General features: G+C 65.7%; 18 protein-coding genes and 1 pseudogene. 7 read left to right on the top strand and 12 right to left on the bottom strand.

Translation table 11 applies throughout. The features are described from left to right. Positions 1–141 precede the first annotated feature (141 nt). Positions 142–1464, top strand: coding sequence for an aspartate--tRNA(Asn) ligase (gene aspS, locus ADL12_RS40090; protein ID WP_062712636.1), 1323 nt, complete (start codon positions 142–144; stop codon positions 1462–1464). A gap of 59 nt (positions 1465–1523) precedes the next feature. On the opposite strand, the gene ADL12_RS40085 is transcribed toward aspS, so the two are convergent. From ADL12_RS40085 to ADL12_RS40065, 5 genes are all read right to left on the bottom strand, one after another. After that, positions 1524–2309 (bottom strand): cupin domain-containing protein, encoded by a 786-nt coding sequence (locus ADL12_RS40085; RefSeq protein WP_062712634.1) that lies wholly within the window; start codon positions 2307–2309, stop codon positions 1524–1526. Positions 2310–2312: 3 nt separating this feature from the next. Next, on the bottom strand, positions 2313–3221 hold the full coding sequence (locus tag ADL12_RS40080; protein ID WP_244188229.1) for a radical SAM protein: 909 nt from the start codon (positions 3219–3221) through the stop codon (positions 2313–2315). After that, complete coding sequence (locus ADL12_RS40075) at positions 3218–4519, bottom strand: radical SAM protein (protein WP_244188228.1); 1302 nt, start codon at positions 4517–4519, stop codon at positions 3218–3220. Before ADL12_RS40075 ends, ADL12_RS40080 begins: the two co-directional genes overlap by 4 nt. Before the next feature lie 4 nt (positions 4520–4523). Continuing rightward, positions 4524–4880 (bottom strand): hypothetical protein, encoded by a 357-nt coding sequence (locus ADL12_RS40070; RefSeq protein WP_062712632.1) that lies wholly within the window; start codon positions 4878–4880, stop codon positions 4524–4526. 224 nt (positions 4881–5104) lie between these two features. After that, entirely contained in the window at positions 5105–5470 is a 366-nt protein-coding gene (locus ADL12_RS40065) for a helix-turn-helix domain-containing protein (protein ID WP_244188227.1), read from the bottom strand. Positions 5471–5844: 374 nt separating this feature from the next. Between ADL12_RS40065 and ADL12_RS40060 the strand changes: the two genes are divergently transcribed. Then, on the top strand, positions 5845–7305 hold the full coding sequence (locus ADL12_RS40060) for an NsdA family TPR-like regulatory protein (RefSeq protein ID WP_062712630.1): 1461 nt from the start codon (positions 5845–5847) through the stop codon (positions 7303–7305). Then, entirely contained in the window at positions 7302–8264 is a 963-nt protein-coding gene (locus tag ADL12_RS40055) for an FAD-dependent oxidoreductase (protein WP_062712628.1), read from the top strand. Before ADL12_RS40060 ends, ADL12_RS40055 begins: the two co-directional genes overlap by 4 nt. Positions 8265–8294: 30 nt before the next feature. Here the strand turns inward: ADL12_RS40055 and ADL12_RS51755 are convergent, their stop codons facing one another. The 7 genes and pseudogenes from ADL12_RS51755 to ADL12_RS58720 form a co-directional block, all read right to left on the bottom strand. Then, positions 8295–9170, bottom strand: coding sequence for an aminoglycoside phosphotransferase family protein (locus ADL12_RS51755; RefSeq protein ID WP_079052532.1), 876 nt, complete (start codon positions 9168–9170; stop codon positions 8295–8297). A 171-nt stretch (positions 9171–9341) separates the two neighbouring features. Then, a complete protein-coding gene (istB, locus tag ADL12_RS40045) occupies positions 9342–10112 on the bottom strand; it encodes an IS21-like element helper ATPase IstB (RefSeq protein WP_062712624.1) in 771 nt (256 codons plus the stop codon). Beyond that, positions 10109–11455, bottom strand: a complete 1347-nt coding sequence (istA, locus tag ADL12_RS40040; protein ID WP_482262891.1) for an IS21 family transposase — start codon at positions 11453–11455, stop codon at positions 10109–10111. Before istA ends, istB begins: the two co-directional genes overlap by 4 nt. A gap of 174 nt (positions 11456–11629) precedes the next feature. Further along, on the bottom strand, positions 11630–13006 hold the full coding sequence (locus ADL12_RS40035; RefSeq protein ID WP_079052531.1) for a helix-turn-helix domain-containing protein: 1377 nt from the start codon (positions 13004–13006) through the stop codon (positions 11630–11632). 104 nt (positions 13007–13110) lie between these two features. Beyond that, positions 13111–13533 carry an HAD hydrolase-like protein gene (locus ADL12_RS40030; RefSeq protein ID WP_079052530.1) on the bottom strand — a complete coding sequence of 141 codons (423 nt, stop codon included), beginning with the start codon at positions 13531–13533 and terminating at the stop codon, positions 13111–13113. 529 nt (positions 13534–14062) lie between these two features. Next, positions 14063–15124 (bottom strand): IS630 family transposase, encoded by a 1062-nt coding sequence (locus ADL12_RS40025; RefSeq protein WP_208614711.1) that lies wholly within the window; start codon positions 15122–15124, stop codon positions 14063–14065. A 157-nt stretch (positions 15125–15281) separates the two neighbouring features. Beyond that, positions 15282–15471: pseudogene (locus tag ADL12_RS58720) on the bottom strand (phosphoglycolate phosphatase); the annotation flags it as partial. A gap of 410 nt (positions 15472–15881) precedes the next feature. On the opposite strand from ADL12_RS58720, the gene ADL12_RS40015 reads away from it, so the two are divergent. From ADL12_RS40015 to ADL12_RS40000, 4 genes are all read left to right on the top strand, one after another. Then, entirely contained in the window at positions 15882–16076 is a 195-nt protein-coding gene (locus ADL12_RS40015; protein WP_062712755.1) for a hypothetical protein, read from the top strand. 206 nt (positions 16077–16282) lie between these two features. Continuing rightward, positions 16283–17287 (top strand): hypothetical protein, encoded by a 1005-nt coding sequence (locus ADL12_RS40010; protein WP_062712619.1) that lies wholly within the window; start codon positions 16283–16285, stop codon positions 17285–17287. Between the two features lie 68 nt (positions 17288–17355). Beyond that, complete coding sequence (locus ADL12_RS40005; RefSeq protein ID WP_062712618.1) at positions 17356–18885, top strand: amino acid permease; 1530 nt, start codon at positions 17356–17358, stop codon at positions 18883–18885. Between the two features lie 29 nt (positions 18886–18914). Then, a complete protein-coding gene (locus ADL12_RS40000; RefSeq protein WP_062712753.1) occupies positions 18915–20315 on the top strand; it encodes a glutamine synthetase family protein in 1401 nt (466 codons plus the stop codon). Positions 20316–20567: the final 252 nt, after the last annotated feature.

The following is a 20567-nucleotide window of genomic DNA, read 5'->3' as shown; positions in this document are numbered from 1 at the left end:
ATGCTCCGCCGGCCGGCCCCCGTCACCGGGCACGAATGAGGCCGCAACTCTCCGAGGTGCGGTAAAGGCGCGGTGGCACCGCGAGTACCCTTCTCGTCCGCGCCCCCAAGGGATCATGACGACGCCCCTGGGAGGGCTGCGATGATCCACACGACTAGCCGTGTACTGGTGTCTGACCTGCGAGAACATGTCGGGCAGACGGTTTCTGTGTCAGGCTGGGTGAACACGCTCCGCCTGCAGAGCAAGATGCAGTTCGTCGTCGTACGCGACCACACCGCAATGGTGCAGGTCACCCACAAACGCCGCGGTGAAGGCGACGAGGTTGAAGCTGCGCTGGAGGGATTGACGCCCGAGTCTGCGGTCCGGATCACCGGTCGCGTGGTCGACAACCCGATCGTGAAGCTCGGCAGCCTGGAGATCATCCCGGAATCAGTCGAGGTTCTGAACCGGGCAGAGACGCCACTGCCGATCGACGAGCAGACCGGACTCGAACACCGCATGGACTGGCGCTTCCTGGACGTACGGCGCCGGTCGCAGGCGCAGCTGCTGTTCGCTGTGCAGACCACGTTCGAGCAGGGGATGCGCGAGTACGCCTATCGACAGGGGTGCACCGAGATGCACACCCCGAAGCTGATGGGCACCGCGTCCGAGTCCGGCGCCGAGGTGTTCAAGCTCGGCTACTTCGACCGCTCTGCCTACCTGGCGCAGTCGCCTCAGTTCTTCAAGCAGATGGCGATCTCTGCAGGTATCGACAAGGTCTTCGAGATCGGGCCTGTCTTCCGCGCTGAGCCGTCGTTCACGTCCCGGCACGCCACCGAATTCACCGGTGTAGACGTGGAGTTGGCATGGATCGACGGTGTCGAGGACGTGATGACGTTCGAGGAACAGATGCTCGCCCATGCCCTCACCAAGGTCGCCGACGCACACGGTGAGGCGATCCGGGAGACGTTCGGTGTCGAGGTCACGGTGCCGTCGACGCCGTTCCCACGGATCACGATGGCCGAAACGCAGGAGATCCTGCGGGCCAAGGGCTGGGACCCGGCGGGTGTGAAGGAGGACCTGGACCCGGAGGGTGAGCGCGGAATCGCAGCGCACATCAAAGAGCAGACCGGCCACGAGTGGGTGTTCGTCACCCACTATCCGACGAGCATCCGGCCCTTCTACCACATGCGGCCGGCAGACGACTCGGGTGTGACGCTCAGCTTCGACCTGCTGTGGAAGGGGCTGGAGGTCACGACTGGTGCGCAGCGTGAGCATCGTTACGACGTGCTCTTGAAGCAGGCTGCGGAGAAGGACATGAGCACTGAGCCGATGCAGGACTACCTGAACGCGTTCCGGTACGGGTGCCCGCCGCACGGTGGTCTGGGCATGGGGCTTGGGCGTGTCCTGATGGTGATGCTCGGCCTCGACTCGATCCGGGAGGCCACGTTCCTGTTCCGTGGTCCGAACCGGCTCACCCCGTAGAACCCCGAAAACAGCAGGGGCCGCCGCACCTCTGAACGGTGCGGCGGCCTCCGGCTCGGTCAGTAACGGACGTTGCGCAGATCCAGCTTCCACGCCTCGTCGGGGTGCCGATCCCAGTAGGCACGGAGTGCTAATTCACGGTCCGCGAAGTGGCCCTGATGGCACAGGCCGCCATGAGAGAGGGTGACGCTCATCGCGAGCGGGGACTCGGTGGTCACCCAGTGCGGGGTCAGGGCGTGGCTCCACAGCAGGTCCCCCGGCTCCATCCGTACGGATTGACGGTCGGCCGGGTCGTGTTCGGGCGGCTCCTCTGCGGTGGTCTCGCCTACGACAGCGGCTTCGGCCGTGAGGTAACGGTCGGGGTCCTTGTAGCTGTGGAAGGTCTTGGTGCCTTCGATCTGACACACGAGTCCGTGTGAGTTGTCGTTGTGGTACGTCGATGAGGCGCCATCCGTCGAGATGAACAGCAGCGGAGCGCAGCGTTGCCAGGTGAACCCCCAGCTCGATAGCTGGGTTCGCCAGGGGATCATGACCTGCTCTTGGAATCCGCTGAGGATCCCGTCGTAGAAGCGGGTGAGGTTGAAGTGGACCAGGCGGAAGGTCCAGGTGGCTACTTCTTCGATCGGCGCTGTGCGGAAGGCCGACGTACGGTCCATACGAACGGACCAGTCCTCGTCTCCGAGGATGGTGAAACGCACTTCTTCGTCCTGCCGGATCGCGTCGAGGACGTCGAGGGCAGGCGGGAAGGTGAAACCGGTGGCGGTGAGGACGTTGTTGACGCGCAGGTTGGGAGGAGTTCGCCACCGTTCGATGAACTCTTCTGGTGTAGTGGCTGAGTTCGTCATCGTCTACTCACGGGTGTCGTCGGCACGGCAGATGGCCGCACACTCTGGGGTAGTCCGGTCGTGGGGTTCAGCGTGGAGAAAGCGGCTGATCTCCGCGCGAGGTGCGCGGACACTCACCCCTGACTTGCTGTAGGGGCAGCGGCGGATCTCGCCGCTTGCGGACACGTACAGGGCCGCGGATGCGCAGGAGGGCCGCCGCTCGGGGTACAACTGCATGGCTCGCAGCGTGGTGAGGTGCTCCTGGAACCGCTCGGCGAGTTGGAAGAAGCGGCCGAGAAGATCGGCGTCCTCCCGCTGTCGGGCAAGGTAGTCGTAGGAGGTGTAGCCCGCGCGCTCGCGAGCCGTATCGTCGAGCGCCACCGGGCTGATCTGGATCTGGATTCCTGACTTCTCGACCCGCTCGTGGATGTCCTGGCATTCGCGGGCTGTGAGGTTCCAGTACGTGACGTGGAGAACTCTCTCTGCCGCGGGGACCTGCTCCAGCGTTGCGATCGCCGACGCCACGGAACGCGTTGTGCGCCCAAGTTCCATGGCGCCGATCGAGTCGGCGGACACAGTGACGTTCGCGAGCAGGCGCCCGACGCCGGCCAAGCGATCGACGTCATCGGGATCTCGGGCCGAGGTGACGATCGATACGGGAATCCCGAACTGGTGGGCGAGCCGCACGAGTTGGCGGAGCTCGGGGTGGTGCGCGGGTTCGCCGCCAGTCAGGCAGATCGCTTCGACGCCGGTCTCCTTCAACCTGGACAGTGCCCGGGTGTAGGTGGGGATGTCGAGGAAGCCGTGGGCCCGGTCAGCTCGGAAGCAGAACCCGCAGGCGATCTTGCAGTGGCCGGCGGTGCTGATGAGCGCGGATCGGAACCGCTGTCGGGCTGGCGCGGGCAGACTCTCCGGGTGGGTGACGGTGTTCACTGCACCCCCGTGCTGTCCCAGACCGCGATCTCCACGGTGCTGGTGTAGAAGTCGCACATCTGCGGGTCCGGTCGGTCTCCGCCGATGAGGAGTTGTTCATTGCGGGAAGGCCCACCGCAGATCGCAAGGGCCGGGCACTGCCCGCATTCGGGGATGGGGGCGACGGTCTTGGCGATGCCACCGAGCAGGTTCGGGTCCGCTCGCACCTCGTCGAGGGTATGCAGGAAAGAGGGCGAGGTGAAGTTGATGTCGCAGAGGCTGACCCGATTGCCGGGCAGCAGGGCGACGTTCAGGGTCCGGTCGCTCTGCATGTGGTCGAAGAGCATGGGGCGGCGCCGGTCGAGGGCCTGGAAGGCTCGGTCGAGGACGGAGAACATCATCCCGCCACGCCCGAGGGCGACAAGGCGTGCCTGGTACAGCTCCTGAGCCAGTTCCCTGCCCTTAACCGTCCAGCGTCCGCTGGTAGGTATCGGGGTGTTGGCGTAGATGAACCTCAGCCCGAGATGGTCGATGATCCAGGTAACGGTTTCGGCCAGGCGGCCTATGTTCGCGGACGTAGGGGTGAGGTTGCAGCCCACGTGGATGCCGTCCGCGTCGAGGAGCCGACGGACGTTGCGCTGGATCCTGTTGTCGGCCGGTTGCCCGCCCAGGAGCCTTCGGTGCTCGGCGTTGATGGCGGGTGGTCCGTCGATGGAGATGCCGACGCCGTACTGGTAGCGGGCGAAGTGGTCGATCATGGCGTCGGTGATGCGGGCGCCGTTGGTGACGACTGTTCGGCGGACCCGTTTGACGTCGTACTGCTCGGCGAGGGAGTCCGCGAGGGTGTCCCCGTACTGCATCAGGTCGAACCGGGTCGTCGGTTCGCCGCCGAACCATTGGATGGCTACCTCGTCGCGACCGGCGTTCGTCTCGAAGAGATAGGTGAGGCCGTCGGCGATTTCCTGCTCGGTCATGTCCGGCTTGCCGGTGTTGGTCTCGACGAAGCAGTAGCTGCACTTCATGTTGCAGGCGTCGGTGAGGACGACGCGCAGGCCGCTGATCCGTACGGGGACGGAATCCAGGCCGAGTTGGTGGAGACGGCTGTGGAGTGCTTCACGCTGGTCGACGTCGGGGCTGTCGGGCGAGAAGCCGAGCTCGGCGAGAGCTTTGTGTGTCGCGGTCGGGGGAACCGCGGAGAGGTCGGTGACCTCCCCGCGGTCGAGGTACACACTGTCCAGCGTGACCGGGTCGAGGAGGGCACCCTCGCCGTCCCGGACGTACTGGATGTACTTCCCCCACAGGAGCTGTGAGGACGTCACGGTGTTACGCGGCTTCCTCTTCGACGATGCCGCGCTCGGCCATGACCTTGCGGACGAGCTCCTCGCCGGCGGCCTGCAGCTGTGCTGAGGCCTCCGGTGAGCCTCCGTCGGCGAGGACGATCACGCCGGGGAGGGTCGGGTTCGGCGCGATAACCGTGATACCGGCGGGCTCGGTGCTGACCACCATGATCGCGTTCTCGACCGGGACCCAGTCCGCCTTGTCCTTCACTGCTTCCAGGATCTCGGCCTGCCTGGCCTGGAAGGCGTCACGCTCGCCCATCCAGACGCCGGCCTTCTGCTTGGAGTCGACGACGTCGGCGTAGAGCAGGTGGTCGTTCTTGTTCCGACGAGGTGTCGGCATGCTCTCTCTCCCTTCGAATGCTCTCTTCTTGGCGACGATCGGTGTTGCTCTGTGCAGAGCCCTGAAGGACTGTGCGGCGAGTAGCTTTCCGCACGATGAGGATTGGGAACATTCCGCGAGTGATATCACTGCAGCAATATGGATTCGGCGACCGTATCTGCCACGCCACTGAATCCCAGTCCCGCCAGCATGTTTCAGCCGTCAAACATTACGGTTGTGATATCTCACAGGGGCGCTTTGGTGTATACCGGAATTGTGGATGCTTCGAGGGCCCCCGGTGATTGAGTTCCTGGCGAAATAGCTCGGTTTGGAGTGCAAAGCATCGGCCCCGTAAGGGAACCGGGCACGTTCATGCCGTCCAGGAGGGTGACGATCTTGTCGATGTTGGTCAGCTTGCGCTGGCCCGATTCCAGCATCGACAGGTAGGGCTGACTGAGGCCTGTGATCAGCGCCAGGTCGTCTTGCCGCATCGATGTCAATTCACGGATGCGTAAGCACAGGAACCCGAAGTCGCGGGAGATCAGAGCCTGCTGCACTTCGCAGTTGTCCCAGACGTCCTGTGGGATCGCCGGTGCGGATGCCTCCGGCATGGCGGCGTTGTGGCTGCACGCGAAGCAGCGACGGCCGTCGTTGTACCGGTTGAGGCGGCATCCGCATTCCGTGCATCGGCGACCGGACCCTGGAGGTCGTGTCTCGGTGATCTGTCCGGCCAGCACGACGCTCACTCCTTGCGGACGGGGTGCCCTGCTTCATGCTCGGGCTCCGAGCCGGTGTCCCGGCCTGATCTGGGCGCTGAGGCCACGTTCGTAGCCCGAAGCACTAGAACACCGGATACATCGGTGCTCAGCGCAGGCCATCAGGCGGTCAACTCGGTCAACTTTCCTACGGGTTGATCGTTGGGCCGAACTTGGGAAATGTCTTAGCGAGAGCACGTAGTACGTGCAACGCAGAGAGGAGGCCCGGAGTGTCGAAGGCAGCCAAGGGGTACAACGAGGTGCTGTCGGCGCTCCTGGACGAACTCGGCTGGAGCCCCAAAGCTCTTGCCCGAAAGCTGAACCGAGTCTTCGGAGCTGGGACGGTCGCCGAGACTGCGCCCTACCACTGGCGAGACGCCGGAGGTGTGCCGCGCTCGCCGTTGCCCGCGATGACGGCACATGTTCTCTCGCACGAACTCGGCCGGCCGGTTTCTGTGGAACAACTGTGGCAGGGCAGGGCCCTCGACGCTCCCCTGCTGCTACCCGCAGATGCGAACCTGGAACACCCATGGACCGTCAAAGGGCTTGATCAGATCGTGGAGGACTGGGTGCTTGGCGGGCTTGTCGACCGCCGCCGCTTCTTGGCCATCTCGGGGGCAGGGCTGCTTGCGGCGGTCTCTCAGTACCTCGACGGAGTGGCAGGGCGTGGCACCTTCACGCCGAGGATCACCGACAGCGAGGGCTCCGATCCTCTCGTCGCCCAGGTCGAGCAGAACCTGCCGTTGCTGCAACTCCTCGACGACGCGAACGGCGGCGCGCGGCACCTGCCGTACGTCGGAGCACAGTTTCGCGCTGTCGGTCTCCTGCTGCGCGAGGGCGGATTTTCCCAGGACGCGACCGCCCGGTTGATCCGTGCCTTCGCCGAGATTGGGCAGCTCGCCGGCTGGATGGCCTTCGACTCCGCCAACCACGGTCTCGCTCAACGGTATTTCGTTACGGCTCTCAGAGCGGCGCACCAGGTCAACGACCGAGAGTTGTGCGCGCACATCCTCGCCGACATGTCCTTTCAGGCAGCCAGTCGACACCATGCTGAGGATGCGATCACCCTGGGCGAAGCCGCTCGGCGAGCAAGCGAGGCCGGCACAGCAAGCGTCCGGGCGTCAGTCCTCTCCCGCTTGGCGCACGGATACGCGGCTGCTGGACGTTCGGCAGACTTCGAGCGGACCAGTTGGCTCGCCCGAGAACTGATCGAGACCCGAGCAGGGTACGAAGTCGAGCCACGGTGGATGTACTTCCTCACGCCGAACCACTTGGAGTGCCAGACCGGCTACTCGATGATCAATCTGGGGCGCTCAGCCTTCCGCGAGGGACAACGGTCGACCGGTCGTCGCTTCATGCGGCGCGGGCAGGATCTCCTGGAGACCGGGGCTCACATGGTCAGCAACGGGGACCCGAGTCAACGGAGAGCCCTGTTCGAAGGCGCCTGGCTAGCCCTGGGCTACAGCGCCTCAGGGGAGATGGAACGCTCCATCGAGATCGCGAGGACCGCCGTCGCACGCCTCGAAACAGTCCGCTCCCCCCGCAGCACAGGGCTTCTTCAGCAGTTGGCTGTCGAGTTGCGTCGGAGGCAGAGGAATCCGCATGTGAAGACGTTCTTGCCTGAGTTGGAGGAGGGCCTTCGGGTATATGCCGGAACTGGGCCTGGTCAGGCGGATACGGTCGGGGCATGACAGCAGAGCGGACGATCGTCATCATCGGCGCGGGCGTCTCAGGCCTCACTTCAGGGGTTGCGCTCCTCGAAGCAGGGTTTCCCGTGCGTCTCGTGGCGGAGGATGTTCCTGGCGTGACATCGCTGGCGGCCGGCGCGATGTGGGGGCCCTATCTGGTTGAGCCGCGGGCGCGGGTCCGCGAATGGAGTCTCGCTTCTCTTCACGTCTTCGAGGTCTTGGCCGACGATTCCGCGACCGGGGTGCGCATGGTGACCGGGATCGAGGCGGCCAGGACCGCTGTGTCGGCGCCGGACTGGAGCGGCCTGGTGCCCGACTTTCGCACCTGCATGTCGGAGGAATTGCCCGCCGGCTTCGCCAGCGGCTACCGGTTCACCGTGCCGCTCATCGACATGCCGGTCTACTTGCAGTACCTGCTGGACCGCTTCCGGAGCACGGGCGGGATCGTTGAACGCGGGACAATCCGTTCACTGGATGAGATCGAAGGCGCCTCCGTGATTGTGAACTGCGCGGGGCTGGGAGGTGGAAACCTCGCCGGAGACTCCGATATCCGACCCATCCGCGGCCAGCACGTCGTGGTGAAGAACCCAGGCGTCACAGAATTCTTCTCCGAAGACACGGGCCTGTCGTCCGATCTCCTGTGCATCTACCCGCACGGCGACACCGTTGTGCTCGGCGGAACCGCGATCGACGGAGAGGCACACCTTGGAGAGGATGCTCAGGCAGCCCGGGCCATTGTGGAGCGGTGCGCTGAGATCGTGCCTGGGTTGGCGAAGGCACCCGTGATCTCCCACCGAGTGGGTGCCCGGCCGACACGATCTGCCGTCCGGGTCGAGGAGGAGCGCCACGAGAACGGCGTCACGGTGGTCCACAACTACGGGCACGGCGGCAGTGGCGTCACCCTGTCGTGGGGCTGTGCGGGCGACGTCGTCAAGTTGATCTCCACAACGACGGCCACGTGACGACAGCTCTAGTGGCGAGAGCAGATCGCCTCAGGCAGCCTTCCATTGGGCTTGGAAGTCGCGGTTCCTGAGGGTCGCAATGCGATGTGCAAGCTGCTGCGCGGCAGCGGAATCTCCGCGATCTGCACGGCGGATATAGGAGCCGAGGGTGTGCAGGTCGCGGATTTCGCAGAGAACGCGGAGTCCAGGCCACTGTCTGATGTCGCATCCGTACTGCTGACTAAATTCGTCAAGTTCTTCTGTGGTGCGACCGAAACGGACCCCTTGAAAGGTGTTTGCCAGGTCGATCTCACGCGGCCCGACCGCTGCTTCGTCCCAGTCGCCGAGCCGGACGCCTTGGCCGGCCCACAGAGTGTTGCCCGGATACGCATCTCCGTGGACATGACCGCGGCCTAGCGGGAAGTCAAGCTGTTCGTACTCGTCGAGGAGTTCTTCTCTCCTGGCAGTCAGCCACGCTCGCTGGCCTTCCTCTAGGTGGGTGCTGGATTCCACGGTGTCCTTGAGCGAGGCAAGTGGTTTGTACGGCGGGAGGGCCAGCGGGGGTGACGACAGGGCGTGGAAGGCGCGAAGCAGCTTGCCGAGCCATCCCGCAGGTGGTGCACCGTTCGCAGGTTGGGGGTAGTGCCGCCAGAACGTCACGATGTAGGGGGCGTAAGCCACTGGCTGTGGAATGTCTACAGGTTCTGTGGCTGGGAAGTCGTTTGCGACGAGCCAGCGTGTCAGAGATATGGCGGTCTCGAGCCTCTGTTGCTGGGAGACAGGGCTGACGCGAACGACCACGCCTTCTTGGGCAAGCAGGAATACGGAGGTGGCGTGTTCGTGGAGTTGGGTGAGCGATTGGTCGGCCATGCCTGACGCCCGGCAGGCCTGGCGCGCGGCGGACTCTGGGGAGACCGTCAGGGTCATGGAGTGAGGGCCTTCGTTCGGGTGTCGATCGCCTGGTAGCCGCGCGTTGCGTCCGCGAGCTCACGGGCGAGCGGGCTGCGAGCGAGTCGCGGTTCCTCCAGCAGCCTAGTCACCGCCTGTCGGCGTACGGGCTTGTCTCCCCGGTCGCGTACGGGCGAACGTCCCCAGCTGTCAGGCCACTTCGGTCTCTCGCTCGATGGCCTGGAGGCGGTTCTTGAGCCGGTAGCTCGGGCCGTTGATCGCGATCACTTCGCAGTGGTGGAGGAGTCGGTCGAGGATCGCGGTGGCGAGGACTTCGTCGCCGAAGACCTGGCCCCACTCGCTGAAGGTCTTGTTCGAGGTCAGGATGATGGAGCCCTTCTCGTAACGCTTGGAGATGACCTGGAAGACCAGGTTCGCCTCGGCGCGTTCGAGGGGCTGGTAGCCCACCTCGTCGACCACGAGGACGCTCGGCCGCAGGTAGGTGCCGAGTTTGTTGACCAGCCGCCCGGCCGACTCGGCAGCCTTCAGGTTGCGGACCATGTCGTCGAGGCTGGTGAAGTAGATCGAGTAGCCGGCCCGGCAGGCCGCGACCGCGAGAGCGACGGCGATATGCGTCTTGCCCACCCCGGGTGGCCCCAGCAGCGCGGCGTTCGCCTTGCCGTCGACGAAGGAGAGGGTGGCGAGGTCTTTGACCTTGCGCGGGTCGAGCTCGGGCTGGAACGAGAAGTCGTACTCGTCCAGCGTCTTGTGGTGCGGCAGCTTGGACAGCCGCAGGCCCTGGCGGAAACGGCGGTCGTCGCGGACGGCCAGTTCCTCGGACAGGACCAGGTCGAGGAAGTCGAGGTAGCCCATCTTCGCCTCGTCGGCCCGGCGGGTGTATTCGTTGATGGTCTCTGCCAGGTGCGGCAGGCCGAGCTTGCCGGCCGTGGTGCGGATGCGGTTGCCGGTCAGCTCGCTCAAGACGACTCCATCGTCGGGGAGTTGGTGGTGAAGGGCCGGGTGCCGGTCAGTTCGTCATAGACCGACAATGGCCGCCGGCCGACCTCAACACGGGTGGCCGCGGCTCGGTTCAACAAGGCCTGCAGTGGGCCTACTTGGCCGCCCGCAGACGGCTCGCGACGCGGTGGCGGTGTCACGTCGCCCGTCGTGGTGCGGCGGTTCTTGCCGGCCGGCAGGCCGTCCCAGTGCGCGTCTTCCTTGACGACGACGCCGCGGCCGACCGCCCGCGGATGGGTGGACAGCAAAGTCTCGCCGCTGGCATCGGGGACGGTCGAATGCAGCATGACCTGGGACTTCGTCGCCCGGATCTCGACCAGCTGACGTGGGCGGACCTTGCGGGCGGGCACCGAGTAGAGGTTTCCGCCGAACGCGACCAGGCAGTCCTTGCCGACCGGCCGCAGATGCCGCTCGGCCACCAAGTACGGAGTCGGCGGCAGCGGTTTGAGGGCCGCGTGGTCGCGGGCGGCCCGGATGCCGATGACTTCCCGGTGCGTCTTGTGGATCTGGTCCCGCCGCCTGGGCACCCAGGCGGCGAACGCGGCGTCCATCTCCTCCAGCGAGGAGAACGCCCGCCCGGACAACACATGATCGCGAACGATGAGAACCTGGCGTTCAACCCGCCCTTTGCCGGTGGGCCGATAGGCGGCCAGGACGTCGATGTCGAAGTCGTAGTGCCCTGCGAAACCGACCGCCTCCGGATGCAGCGGGACCGCCTCGCCGGGAGCGACGTGCCGACGCACGACGGTCTTGGTCCGGTCGTAGACGATCGTCATCGGCACCCCGCTGAAGTGCGCAAATGCCCGCCGGTGGCAGTCGAAGAAGGTCTGCAGGTCCTGGCTGGCGGTGAAGCAGCAGAACGGGTCGCGTGAGTACGACAGCACCATGTGGAACGAGTAGACCTTCGGGATGCCCATGTGGGCGAGGACCTTGCCCTCATCACCCCAGTCGACCTGGGCCTGAGCCCCGGGGATGACCTCGAAGCGCCGGTGGAGCCCCGCCAACTCCTTCGGTTTGATGCCGAGTTCCTCAGCGACACGCGGGCGTGCCTGCTGAACGTAGAGCTTGACGCGCTGGTAGTTACCGGTGAATCCGTACTCCGCGGCCAGGCGCTCGTGGATCACTGATGCCTTCATCAGGATCTCGGCCCGCAGCATCGAGTCGACCAGCGGCGCGAACTCGTCGATCTTCCTGGGCACCAGCTGGCCACTGGCCGAACGGCGCGGCGGCGTCGCCGGCCCCGCGAGGTACTTACGGACCGTCTTGCGGTCCAGCCCCGTCTCACGGGCGATCTCCGACAGGCTCATCGCACCTGACTCCAACAGCCCACGAAACCGCCGGAGTTCCGACCACCGACGCGGATCCAAGACCACTGCCGACCACCCCCTGCCGCAGCACACCGACTACGCAGCAGAGTGCCGACCAGCCTGCCTCACCGCATCAGGAACTGGCCGCGTTCATCCGTACGCGGGTGGGGACGTTCAGGTGTACGCCGACACCGCCTGCATCGCGTCGCCGAGCTGCCGGATTCGCAGGTCCGCGGGGAGTTCGAGGATGGGGGTGAGTTGTTCCCCGGCTCCTTCGATTTCTCCGACGGCGATGCGTGCAGTGACGATGTCCAAACGGGCCAGAGCCTCGTCACCGTATGACCGGTGCTCCTGGGGCCCGCTCTCGTACAGTTCGATGGCTGCGGTGGCGTGCTGCTCGGCTCGCTGGTGTTCTCCTAGGAGGGCGAAGGTTCCTCCGATGTAGTAGTGCTGCTTCGCCTCGGGAAACGTGAGGAGCCCCCCGAACCGGGTAAGTGCGTCAGGGGCTGCTTCCTGGTCCCGGGCTCGCTGAAGGTCCTCGAGGGCGGCCATGGCTGTGGTTCGGTCTCCGATGCGTGCGGCCGATCTGGCTTCGATTGCCGCGATCCGGATCCGCGTCTGCCCGCCGGGCGCCAGTCGGATCGCCTGACGTGTGTAGTCGAGAGCTGTTTGCCGCCGAGTGGACCATTCCGCGATGAGTGCGGCTGTGCCTTTGACCCAAGCCCGCAGGTCGTTGTGGTCGGCCTGTTCTGCGAACGTCCAGGCTGTTTGGAGCTGTGCGATTGCGGCGTCCTCGTCGCCGAGGTTCTGTGACGCGTGCGCGAGCAGGAGGCAACTCGTGCCGGCAAGGAGGAGGAGCTCCCGGGTCTGACCCAGTGGTTGGCGGCCGTTCAGGGCGGCGAAGAGGTGGTCTCGTGTCGTGACGAGGTCGGTGAAGATCCGGTGCAGCGGAACGTGGACGTAGTCGCTCGCGATCCGTGTAAGCGTGGACTCAAGTCCCTCCAGTTCGATATCGCTCACGTTGGTCATCGTGATCTCGTCCGCGAAGCGCAGCGACTGCACCGCCGCCTGCGCCGCCAGATCGTTGAGGTCCGGGTCGTCATGTTTTGTCGGCCCGCCCTCCTCCAGACAGGACTTGACGTACGAGGTCTGAGCGGATGCCGGCGCTGCTGAGTGCTGCCGGAATGGTGGCGCGAGCAAGGCGTCTGGCATTCCAAGGCCTTGGACGAACCGTGCGGCCCTTTCGAGGTTTGTTAAGCGTCGGCTGCCAGCTTCGAGCATCGACAGGAAGCTCTGGCTGAGTCCGGTCATGAACGCCATGTCGTCCTGCCGGAGGCCTGCCTTGTCGCGAATGAGGCGGCTTGCAAGGCCGAAGTCCCAGTGGGCAATGGCGCTTTGAATGTCCAGGTCAAGCCAGACCTCGTCTGGGACGCTCGGTCCGTGGCCGGCGTCCAGTCTCCTGTCGCGGGAGCACGCCGCACAGCGGTCTTCCTGGTTGTACTGGCTCAGTCGGCAGCCGCAGTCGGCGCATGCCCGAGCGTTCCTCCTCATCGCACCCCCGTTCCTCGTCTGCGCGCGCCAGCGTATGTGCAGGGGCCGTCGAGCCCGTATCACGCATGTGATACGGGCAGGTGAAGGGTTCTACGAGGAGGCGGTCAGTCGCCTTCGCCGGTCACTGCTGTGATCGCGCCCACGAGTTGAGGAACGTCTTCCAGGCTTTCGAGTACGACGTCGACTCCGGCAGACTGCAGCTCGTCGGAGGACGTCTTGCCGGAGGCGACTCCTATGACGGGAGCGCCACCTTCAAGGCCCGTGCGGACGTCTTCGAAAGAGTCACCGATGATGACGGTGTTCAAGCGCGTGAAGCCCGTGCCGTACTTGGCCTGAGCTCGCCGCTGCGCGACGCCAACGAGGGCAGGACGGTGATCGTTGTCAGAGGAGTACCCGCCGATCTCTGTGTCCAGAAACCCGGCGAGATCGAACGCTTCCAGCTTCAACAGCGCGTTCGGCTTGAGGTTGCCCGTAACGACGGTCGAAACCAAGCTCGGTTGCGCGTACACGGTCTTGAGAGCTGACATATTGATCCGAAACGCTTTGGGTTCGGAATGACGGCCCGCCGACAGGGCGTTCCCCTACCCGCACCAAGCCCAGGGAGAGCTACCGTGCTCAGTGGCGATGCAATAGTTCTTGCACGTGCTCCACATCCCACGGCAGCACGCCAAGCGATAGGTCACCGGCCGAGGACTGGCATTCAATGATGATGAGCTGCGGATTCAAGCCCCACATCTCCTTGGCTCGCGGGCGGCGCTGACCGACTGGACGCAGGTCTAGTGGGAGTTGGAGCACCGGGCCGATCCGCGACCAGGGCTGCCATGTAAGGGGCACTGCCGTCGTTCGCACCCTGCCGTGCCGCCAACGCTGGCTTCCGGACAGCCCTTTGACTGCCATCGTCAAGGCATCCGGATATCCGGCTGTTGAGCGGGCTTTGGAGAGACGCAGCTTGACTTGGAACACGAGGGCCGGCCCGACTCCGGCGAGCAGTCCCCACAGCGCCGCTTTAATCATGCACCGCACTAAACCAGGAACCGTCTGGCACGGCTATACCGATCAGGCGCTCATGGGGTTCTCGTCCAGGACGTAGCGGACGTGTGGGCCGCCGAAGTAGCCGCGGACGATGTGAGGCTGACGCTGACGTCGACGGAAGAAGCGGCGGGTCTCTGCGGCGAGTTCGGCCTGATCCCGGGCTCGGTGCTGCTTGGGCAGGCTGTGCTTGAGGTCGGCGTTGACCAGTTCGTCGGGATTCAGCTCGGGCGAGTACGGCGGCAGGAAGTGCAGTTCGACGTCGTCGGGATGGGCGGTGAGCCAGTCGCGGACCTTCTTGGAACGGTGGGCGGAGTGCCCGTCGACCACGAGGTGGACCTTGTGGTCGAAGTGGCCGGCGAGCCGGTCCAGGAAGCGGCACATCGTCTCGGCGGTGAAGCTCTCGGTGAAGACCATGAAGTGCATCCGGCCCTTGGTGCTGATCGCCGACATGGCGTTCACCGAGAACCGGTTCCCGCTCCGCCGCACCACAGGGGTCTTGCCCCTCTCGCCCCAGGTGCGGCCGGTGACCTGGTCCGAGCGGATGCCGACCTGGTCGGCGAAGAGGATCTCGCCGCCGTCCTTCCTTGCCTTCGCGCGGATCTCCGGCCAGGTCTCCTGATGCCAGCGCCGGATGGCCTCGGGGTCCTGCTCGACGGCTCGCTTGTCCGGGCGCTGGAAGGACAGACCCCACCGCTTCAGGTACTTGCCCACACCCGGTTCGGTCAGGCGCGCCCGGTATAGCTTCGCGATGAGCTCGCCCACCAGCCGCCGCGTCCACAGCTGACCGGAAAGTCCCACGTCACAAGGCCGGTGGTCCAAGACCGCCTGCCGCACCGCCGCCTGCTCGGCCGCCCCAAGCACCTGATGCATCCCGACCGGCTGGCCCCGCGGGCGCATGACCAGTGCGTCCCGCCCGCCGGCCTGCCATTTCACCCACCACACGTCGACCGCCTTCAGCGACACCCCGAAGATCGCGGCCACGTCCTCACGGGCCCGTCCCGCCACGAGCGCGGCCACTGCCCGCAGCCGCAGGGCTTCCTGCGCCGACGGCGACAGATGCCGCGCGTCCCCCACCAGATCACTCACACCCGTCCAACGACCCAGAACCCAAACCGTTTCTGATCAATAGCACCAGGCAGGAGGACACCTTGCTCGCACAGATCCCCGACACGCGCGGCGAGGCGCTTAGGCAAGAGCTTGACCATACGCGTCAGCAGGAAGGGGACTTCAATCTCGGGGATGCCGTTGTCCAGGAGGAGGGATCGAATTGCGAGGGGCATGGTCACCCCGGTGCCCCGGGCCGGAAGATGCTCTGCGGGACGGCCGACGACCTCGGCGAAGGTCTCCCGATAGACCTGCCGGTCGATGTCGCCGACGTACAGCAGAGTGCGGTCGATGTCCCACAGCACGAGGATCCGCCCGGCGTCGGTCAAGTTCAACTCCTTGTTGCTCAGCGGGCCGCCGCACCGGTCGCAACTTCGCAGCGCCAGCTGATACACGCGGCGCCTCCCCGTGAGCGAGCTCGTAACCACTCAATTGCGCTCGGTCGAGCCGGAATCACACAAGTGATATCACTCTCGGAATGTGTGCACGGCCCGCTTTACCGCCAATGATGGGGCAGTCCCGCATCAGGACGCGCAGACGAACCGACTGAGAGTGTGACCATTCGGTCGATGTAGTGCTGGTCGAGGTGCGGGTACGTAAACCTGCTGCTTTCTTCCCTCGGAGGCCATGTTGCCCTCGGCCACGCGAGCAAGGGTGGCCCGGAGCTCGCTCCAGACCCCCCGGCGCTTACCCGATGCACTTCGCCCAGCGGGAGTGCGCCATCGCTGGGTGGTACGCGGTGGCCATTAGCATCTCCGCCGTCGTGCTCCTGGGAATTCTCGTCTTCATCTTCGTCAAGAAGAGCGGGCTGAACGCCGGGCACGCAATCGTGTGCATTCTCTTCGGATTCTTTCTGGCCAGTACCTCGATGGCACCGAGCATCAACCGGTTCGTCACCGGAATTGCAGAAATGATCGGTCAGATTCGCTTTTAGACGTACACACACGTGGCCGAGCCGCTTCGCGCCGCGCGAACACTCGCGTCCCCGTTCTGCGCCCCATCCCCCACATCATCCCAGAGGCCCTCGATGTCATTCGCTTCCAGCCGGCACGACTCGCCGTGCTGCAGTGCCCGTGTTCCTCCGGCGGCCAACTCTCTTCCGCCTTCGGTACGTCGCGCGTGCCGATTCGAGGGCCCGTGATGCGTCTCGTGTATCACCCGGCTGGCCGCGACGACGACCTGCGCGTGGCCTTGGTTGAGTTACAGGCGGGCCGCTGGAGAACGGCACGGGACCTGTTGCTGGCGACGAGCACACATTGGGCGCTGCGCACATCACGTACCCAAGTATTGGCAGTGGCAGCCGCCCGGTCGGATGTGATCGGCGTATGGCTGGCAGAAGAACCCGGCAGCTACGACGCCCAGCTGATGAGTGCTCGCGTCGCTGTCGAGCGGGCGCTGCGAGCGCACCGCCAGCAGCATCCGATGACTCTGGAGTTTGAGACCAAGGCCAGGCGCGAGGCGTTGCTGGCAGCTCGTCGGGCGCCCCGTGATCCGGTTCCGTGGGTGTGCCTTGTGGCGTTGGCGCAGATCGACACGCGGCAACTGCGTCACGAACACCGCCTGGAGCCCGCCGAGCCAATGCTGCCGCGCGGCCCGTGGGGGCTGCTCTACGAGGTTAACCAGCGCGACCCGTACAACCGGGAGGCCTACCACCGCGTATTGCAGTTCATGCTCGCTCGCGACATTCCGCTGGCTGCTTCATTGGCAGCGGTCGTCGACTTCGGCCGATGGGTTGCGTCGCAACGGCCTGTCGGATCACCGCTGTTGCTTCTGCCCGCCTACGCGCTCATTGAGCAGCGGCGGCGATCGCGCACTGATTTGCTCTGGCGGCGGCAGTGGGCCCAGGAGTCGTCTCTCGACTACACACTGGCCGCCTTCCACGATTGGTTCCGCAAGACAGCGATCGGGGAGCGATCGGTCGCCGACCTGAACCTTCTCGCCTATGCGTTGTGGGCGGGCCATCAGTACTTCGAAGCCGCCGAGGTCTTCGAGGCGATAGGCGCGTATGCGGCTCGGGAGCCGTGGGCGTCCGTGCACGACGGAACCGCAGCGCCGGACCCCGGCGAGGCGCTCCTCCTGCGAGCACGCGCCGAGTCTCTCTCGTACACGCGCTCCCACAAGCCACGCGCTGGACCCCACCCGTGATCAACGCACGCCACCAGTTGGCATGAACTCGTCCAGCTTCGTTGTCCCTGAACATTGGAGGTTGTCCCGTGTCCCCCTTAAGCCCGAGCCACCGCGCCAAGCCCCGGAAGTCCGACGACACGTATTTGAGGGAGCTCGGCTACGAACCCGTGCTGACCCGGCGTATGGGGCCGTTCGGGAACTTCGCGATCTCCTTCAGCGTCATCAGTGTCCTGTCGGGCTGCATGACCTTGTACGGGTTCGGGCTGAACACCGGAGGCCCGTCCGTGATGCTGTGGGGCTGGCTCGTGGTCGGCGCCATGGTGATGTTCATCGGTGCTGCGCTGGCCGAGGTGACTTCGGCCTATCCGACCTCGGGGGCTCTGTACTACCAGGCGGAGCAACTCGGCGGCCGCAAGTGGGGCTGGTACACGGGCTGGCTCAATTTGTTGGGCCTACTCGGTGCGATCGCCGGCATCGACTACGGGGCCGCGCTGTTCACTGGGGCCTTCCTCAACTTGCAGTGGGGCTTCGAGCCGACGCCCGGAAAGATCATGGTGATCTTCGTGTGCATCCTTGCCCTGCACCTGGCCCTGAATCTGTTCGGGGTCCGGCTGGTCAGCATCCTCAACAGCATCAGCGTCTGGTGGCACTTGGGCGGCGTCACCGTGATCGTCGGCGCGCTGGCACTCGTGCCGTCCCACCACCAGTCCGCGGACTTCGTGTTCGGTGAGTTCGTCAACAACACCGGCTGGTCCAGCCCCCTGTACGTGGCCGTGATCGGGCTTCTGCTGGCCCAGTACACGTTCTGCGGCTACGACGCCTCCGCGCACCTGTCGGAGGAGACGACGGACGCACAGGTGTCCGCATCCCGCGGAATCATCCATGCGATCGGCTGGTCGTGGCTGGCCGGGTTCGTGCTGCTGGCCGGGCTCACGTTCGCCATCCAGGACTACGCGGGCACCGTGGGCACGGCGACGGGAGTGCCGCCGGCGCAGATCTTCCTCGATGCGCTGGGCGTGGCGGGGGCGAAGGCGCTGCTGCTGGTCGTGATCGTCGCGCAGTTGTGCTGCGGCAACGCCGAGACCGCCGCGGCCAGCCGGATGGTGTTCGCGTTCTCGCGCGACGGGGCGCTGCCGGGCTCGCACCTGTGGCGGCAGGTCGACCGCCGAACCGGCACGCCACGCAAGGCCGTGCTGCTGTCCGTCGTGTGCGCCGCCGTGTTGGCCCTGCCGAGCCTGTACAGCCCGGTCGCGTACGCGGCGATCACCAGCATCAACGTCATCGGCATCACCCCCGCCTACGCAATCCCGATCTTCCTGCGGATCAAGAACCGGCACCGGTTTAGGCCCGGCCCGTGGAACCTGGGCAGTTGGGGCGTGACGGTAGGCACGGTCGCGGTGATCTGGGTGGTGTTCGTGACCGTCCTGTTCTGTCTGCCGCAGACCCGCCCCGACGGCGCCTGGGTGTCCGTCGACACGTTCAACTACGCGCCAATAGCTCTGCTCGCCGTGCTCGCGCTGGCATGGGCGTGGTGGCAGAGGCAGGGCAGCTCCTACGAGGTTCCGGCCCAGAACTTCGACCGCTCGGCGAGCACGTACGAATACGAGGTCGTGTGATGACGGCGACCAGGACTGACAACGGCACGATGACCCGTCTGGCTGCGGTGCCTCCTGCTGCCCCGGGCGAGCGCGGTGAGAAGCGGGTGTCTCTTTCCGATCTGCGCAATCTCGTCAGGGCGGGCGCGGTCGACACGGTGCTGCTCGCGCTGCCCGATCTGCAGGCACGGCTGAAGGGGAAGCGGTACGACGCGGGTCACTTCCTCAAGCGCGTCGCGCATCACGGCGCGGAGGTGTGCGCCTACACCCTGGCAACCGACGTCGAGATGAGCCCGGTGGACGGCTTCGCACTCACCTCGTGGGAGACCGGCTACCAGGACTTGTCCGTTCAACCGGCCCTATCGACCCTGTGCATGGTGCCGTGGCTGCCGCGCACCGTCGTGGTGCTCGGCGACGCCGCCGACCACGACGGCACCGTCATCGAGATCGCGCCCCGCCAGGTCCTTCACCAGCAACTGACCCGACTGGCCCGGCACGGACTGCACGCCAAAGCAGGGATCGAGACTGAATTCGTTCTCTACCAGGGCACCTACGCGCAAGCCGAGCAGGCGGGGTATCAGGGGCTGCGGCCGGTGACGGCGGAGAACCTGGACTACGCCCTTGACCACGATCCGGTCTCCGACCGGTTCTTCCGACGCCTGCAGCGGGCACTCGCTGGCGCCGGGATGCCAGTGGAGTCGATCAAGACCGAGGCCGGCCCCGGCCAGGTCGAGGTGACCTTCCCGTACGGTCCCGCGCTGACCGCATGCGACCGCCACCTGCTCTTCAAACACGCCGTACGCACCTTGTGCGCACGCGCTGGACTGGCACCCACGTTCATGGCAGCCCCCGAAACCGGCCGGGCCAACGGCCTGCACCTGCATGTGTCGCTGTGGTCGAAGGCCATCAGCCAGTTCCACGCCCCCGACAACGATCACGAACTGTCCCCCACCGGGCAGCACGCGATCGCCGGCCTGCTCGACGGCCTGCCGGAACTGGGACCGCTGTACGCGCCGAACGTCAACTCCTACAAGCGGTTCACGCCCGGCTCGTTCGCGCCGACCAGGGTCAGTTGGGGGCGGGACAACCGTACGTGTGCCGTCCGCGTTGTCGGCCACGGCGAGGGCCTCCATCTGGAGATCCGCGTGCCGGGGGCGGATGCCAACCCGTATCTGGCGATGGCCGCCGTGTTGGCGGCCATCGACCACGGAATCGAGCACAAGCTGCCCCTGGGACCGGCGGAGACCGGCAACGCCTACCACGGGAGTGGAACCCCCGTGCCACCCGGACTCGCCGAGGCCCTGGCCGTTTTCCAGGACAGCGCCCTCGCGCACAGCGCGTTCGGCGCCGAGGTGGTCGAGCACTACGCCCGTCTCACCCGCGTGGAACTCGACCACCACCAGTACCTGGTCACCGATGCCGAACGGCAGCGGTGGCTGGCCCGCGCCTGACCCAGCGCAGGCCGCCTTGTCAGTGGCTCCTGGCACACTGCCCAACCCCACAAGAACACCCAGAGCACCGGCGCGTCACCCTTTGTGGCGCTGCTGGGTGGCTCGACCAGCGGAAGGGCACGCCGACGTGACTGATATGCCCAGTGCACTCCACCAACTGGCGGGAGCGGTAACCGGGACCTACACCGTTGTGGCCGAATACTCTCGACCCGGCGGCACCAGACCGTCGGTCTGGGAGATCCACGGGCAGGG

This window comes from Streptomyces regalis (assembly GCF_001509475.1).
GTDB lineage: Bacteria > Actinomycetota > Actinomycetes > Streptomycetales > Streptomycetaceae > Streptomyces > Streptomyces regalis.
Note: the sequence above shows the minus strand (reverse complement) of the source record. Positions and strands in the feature narration are given on the sequence as shown.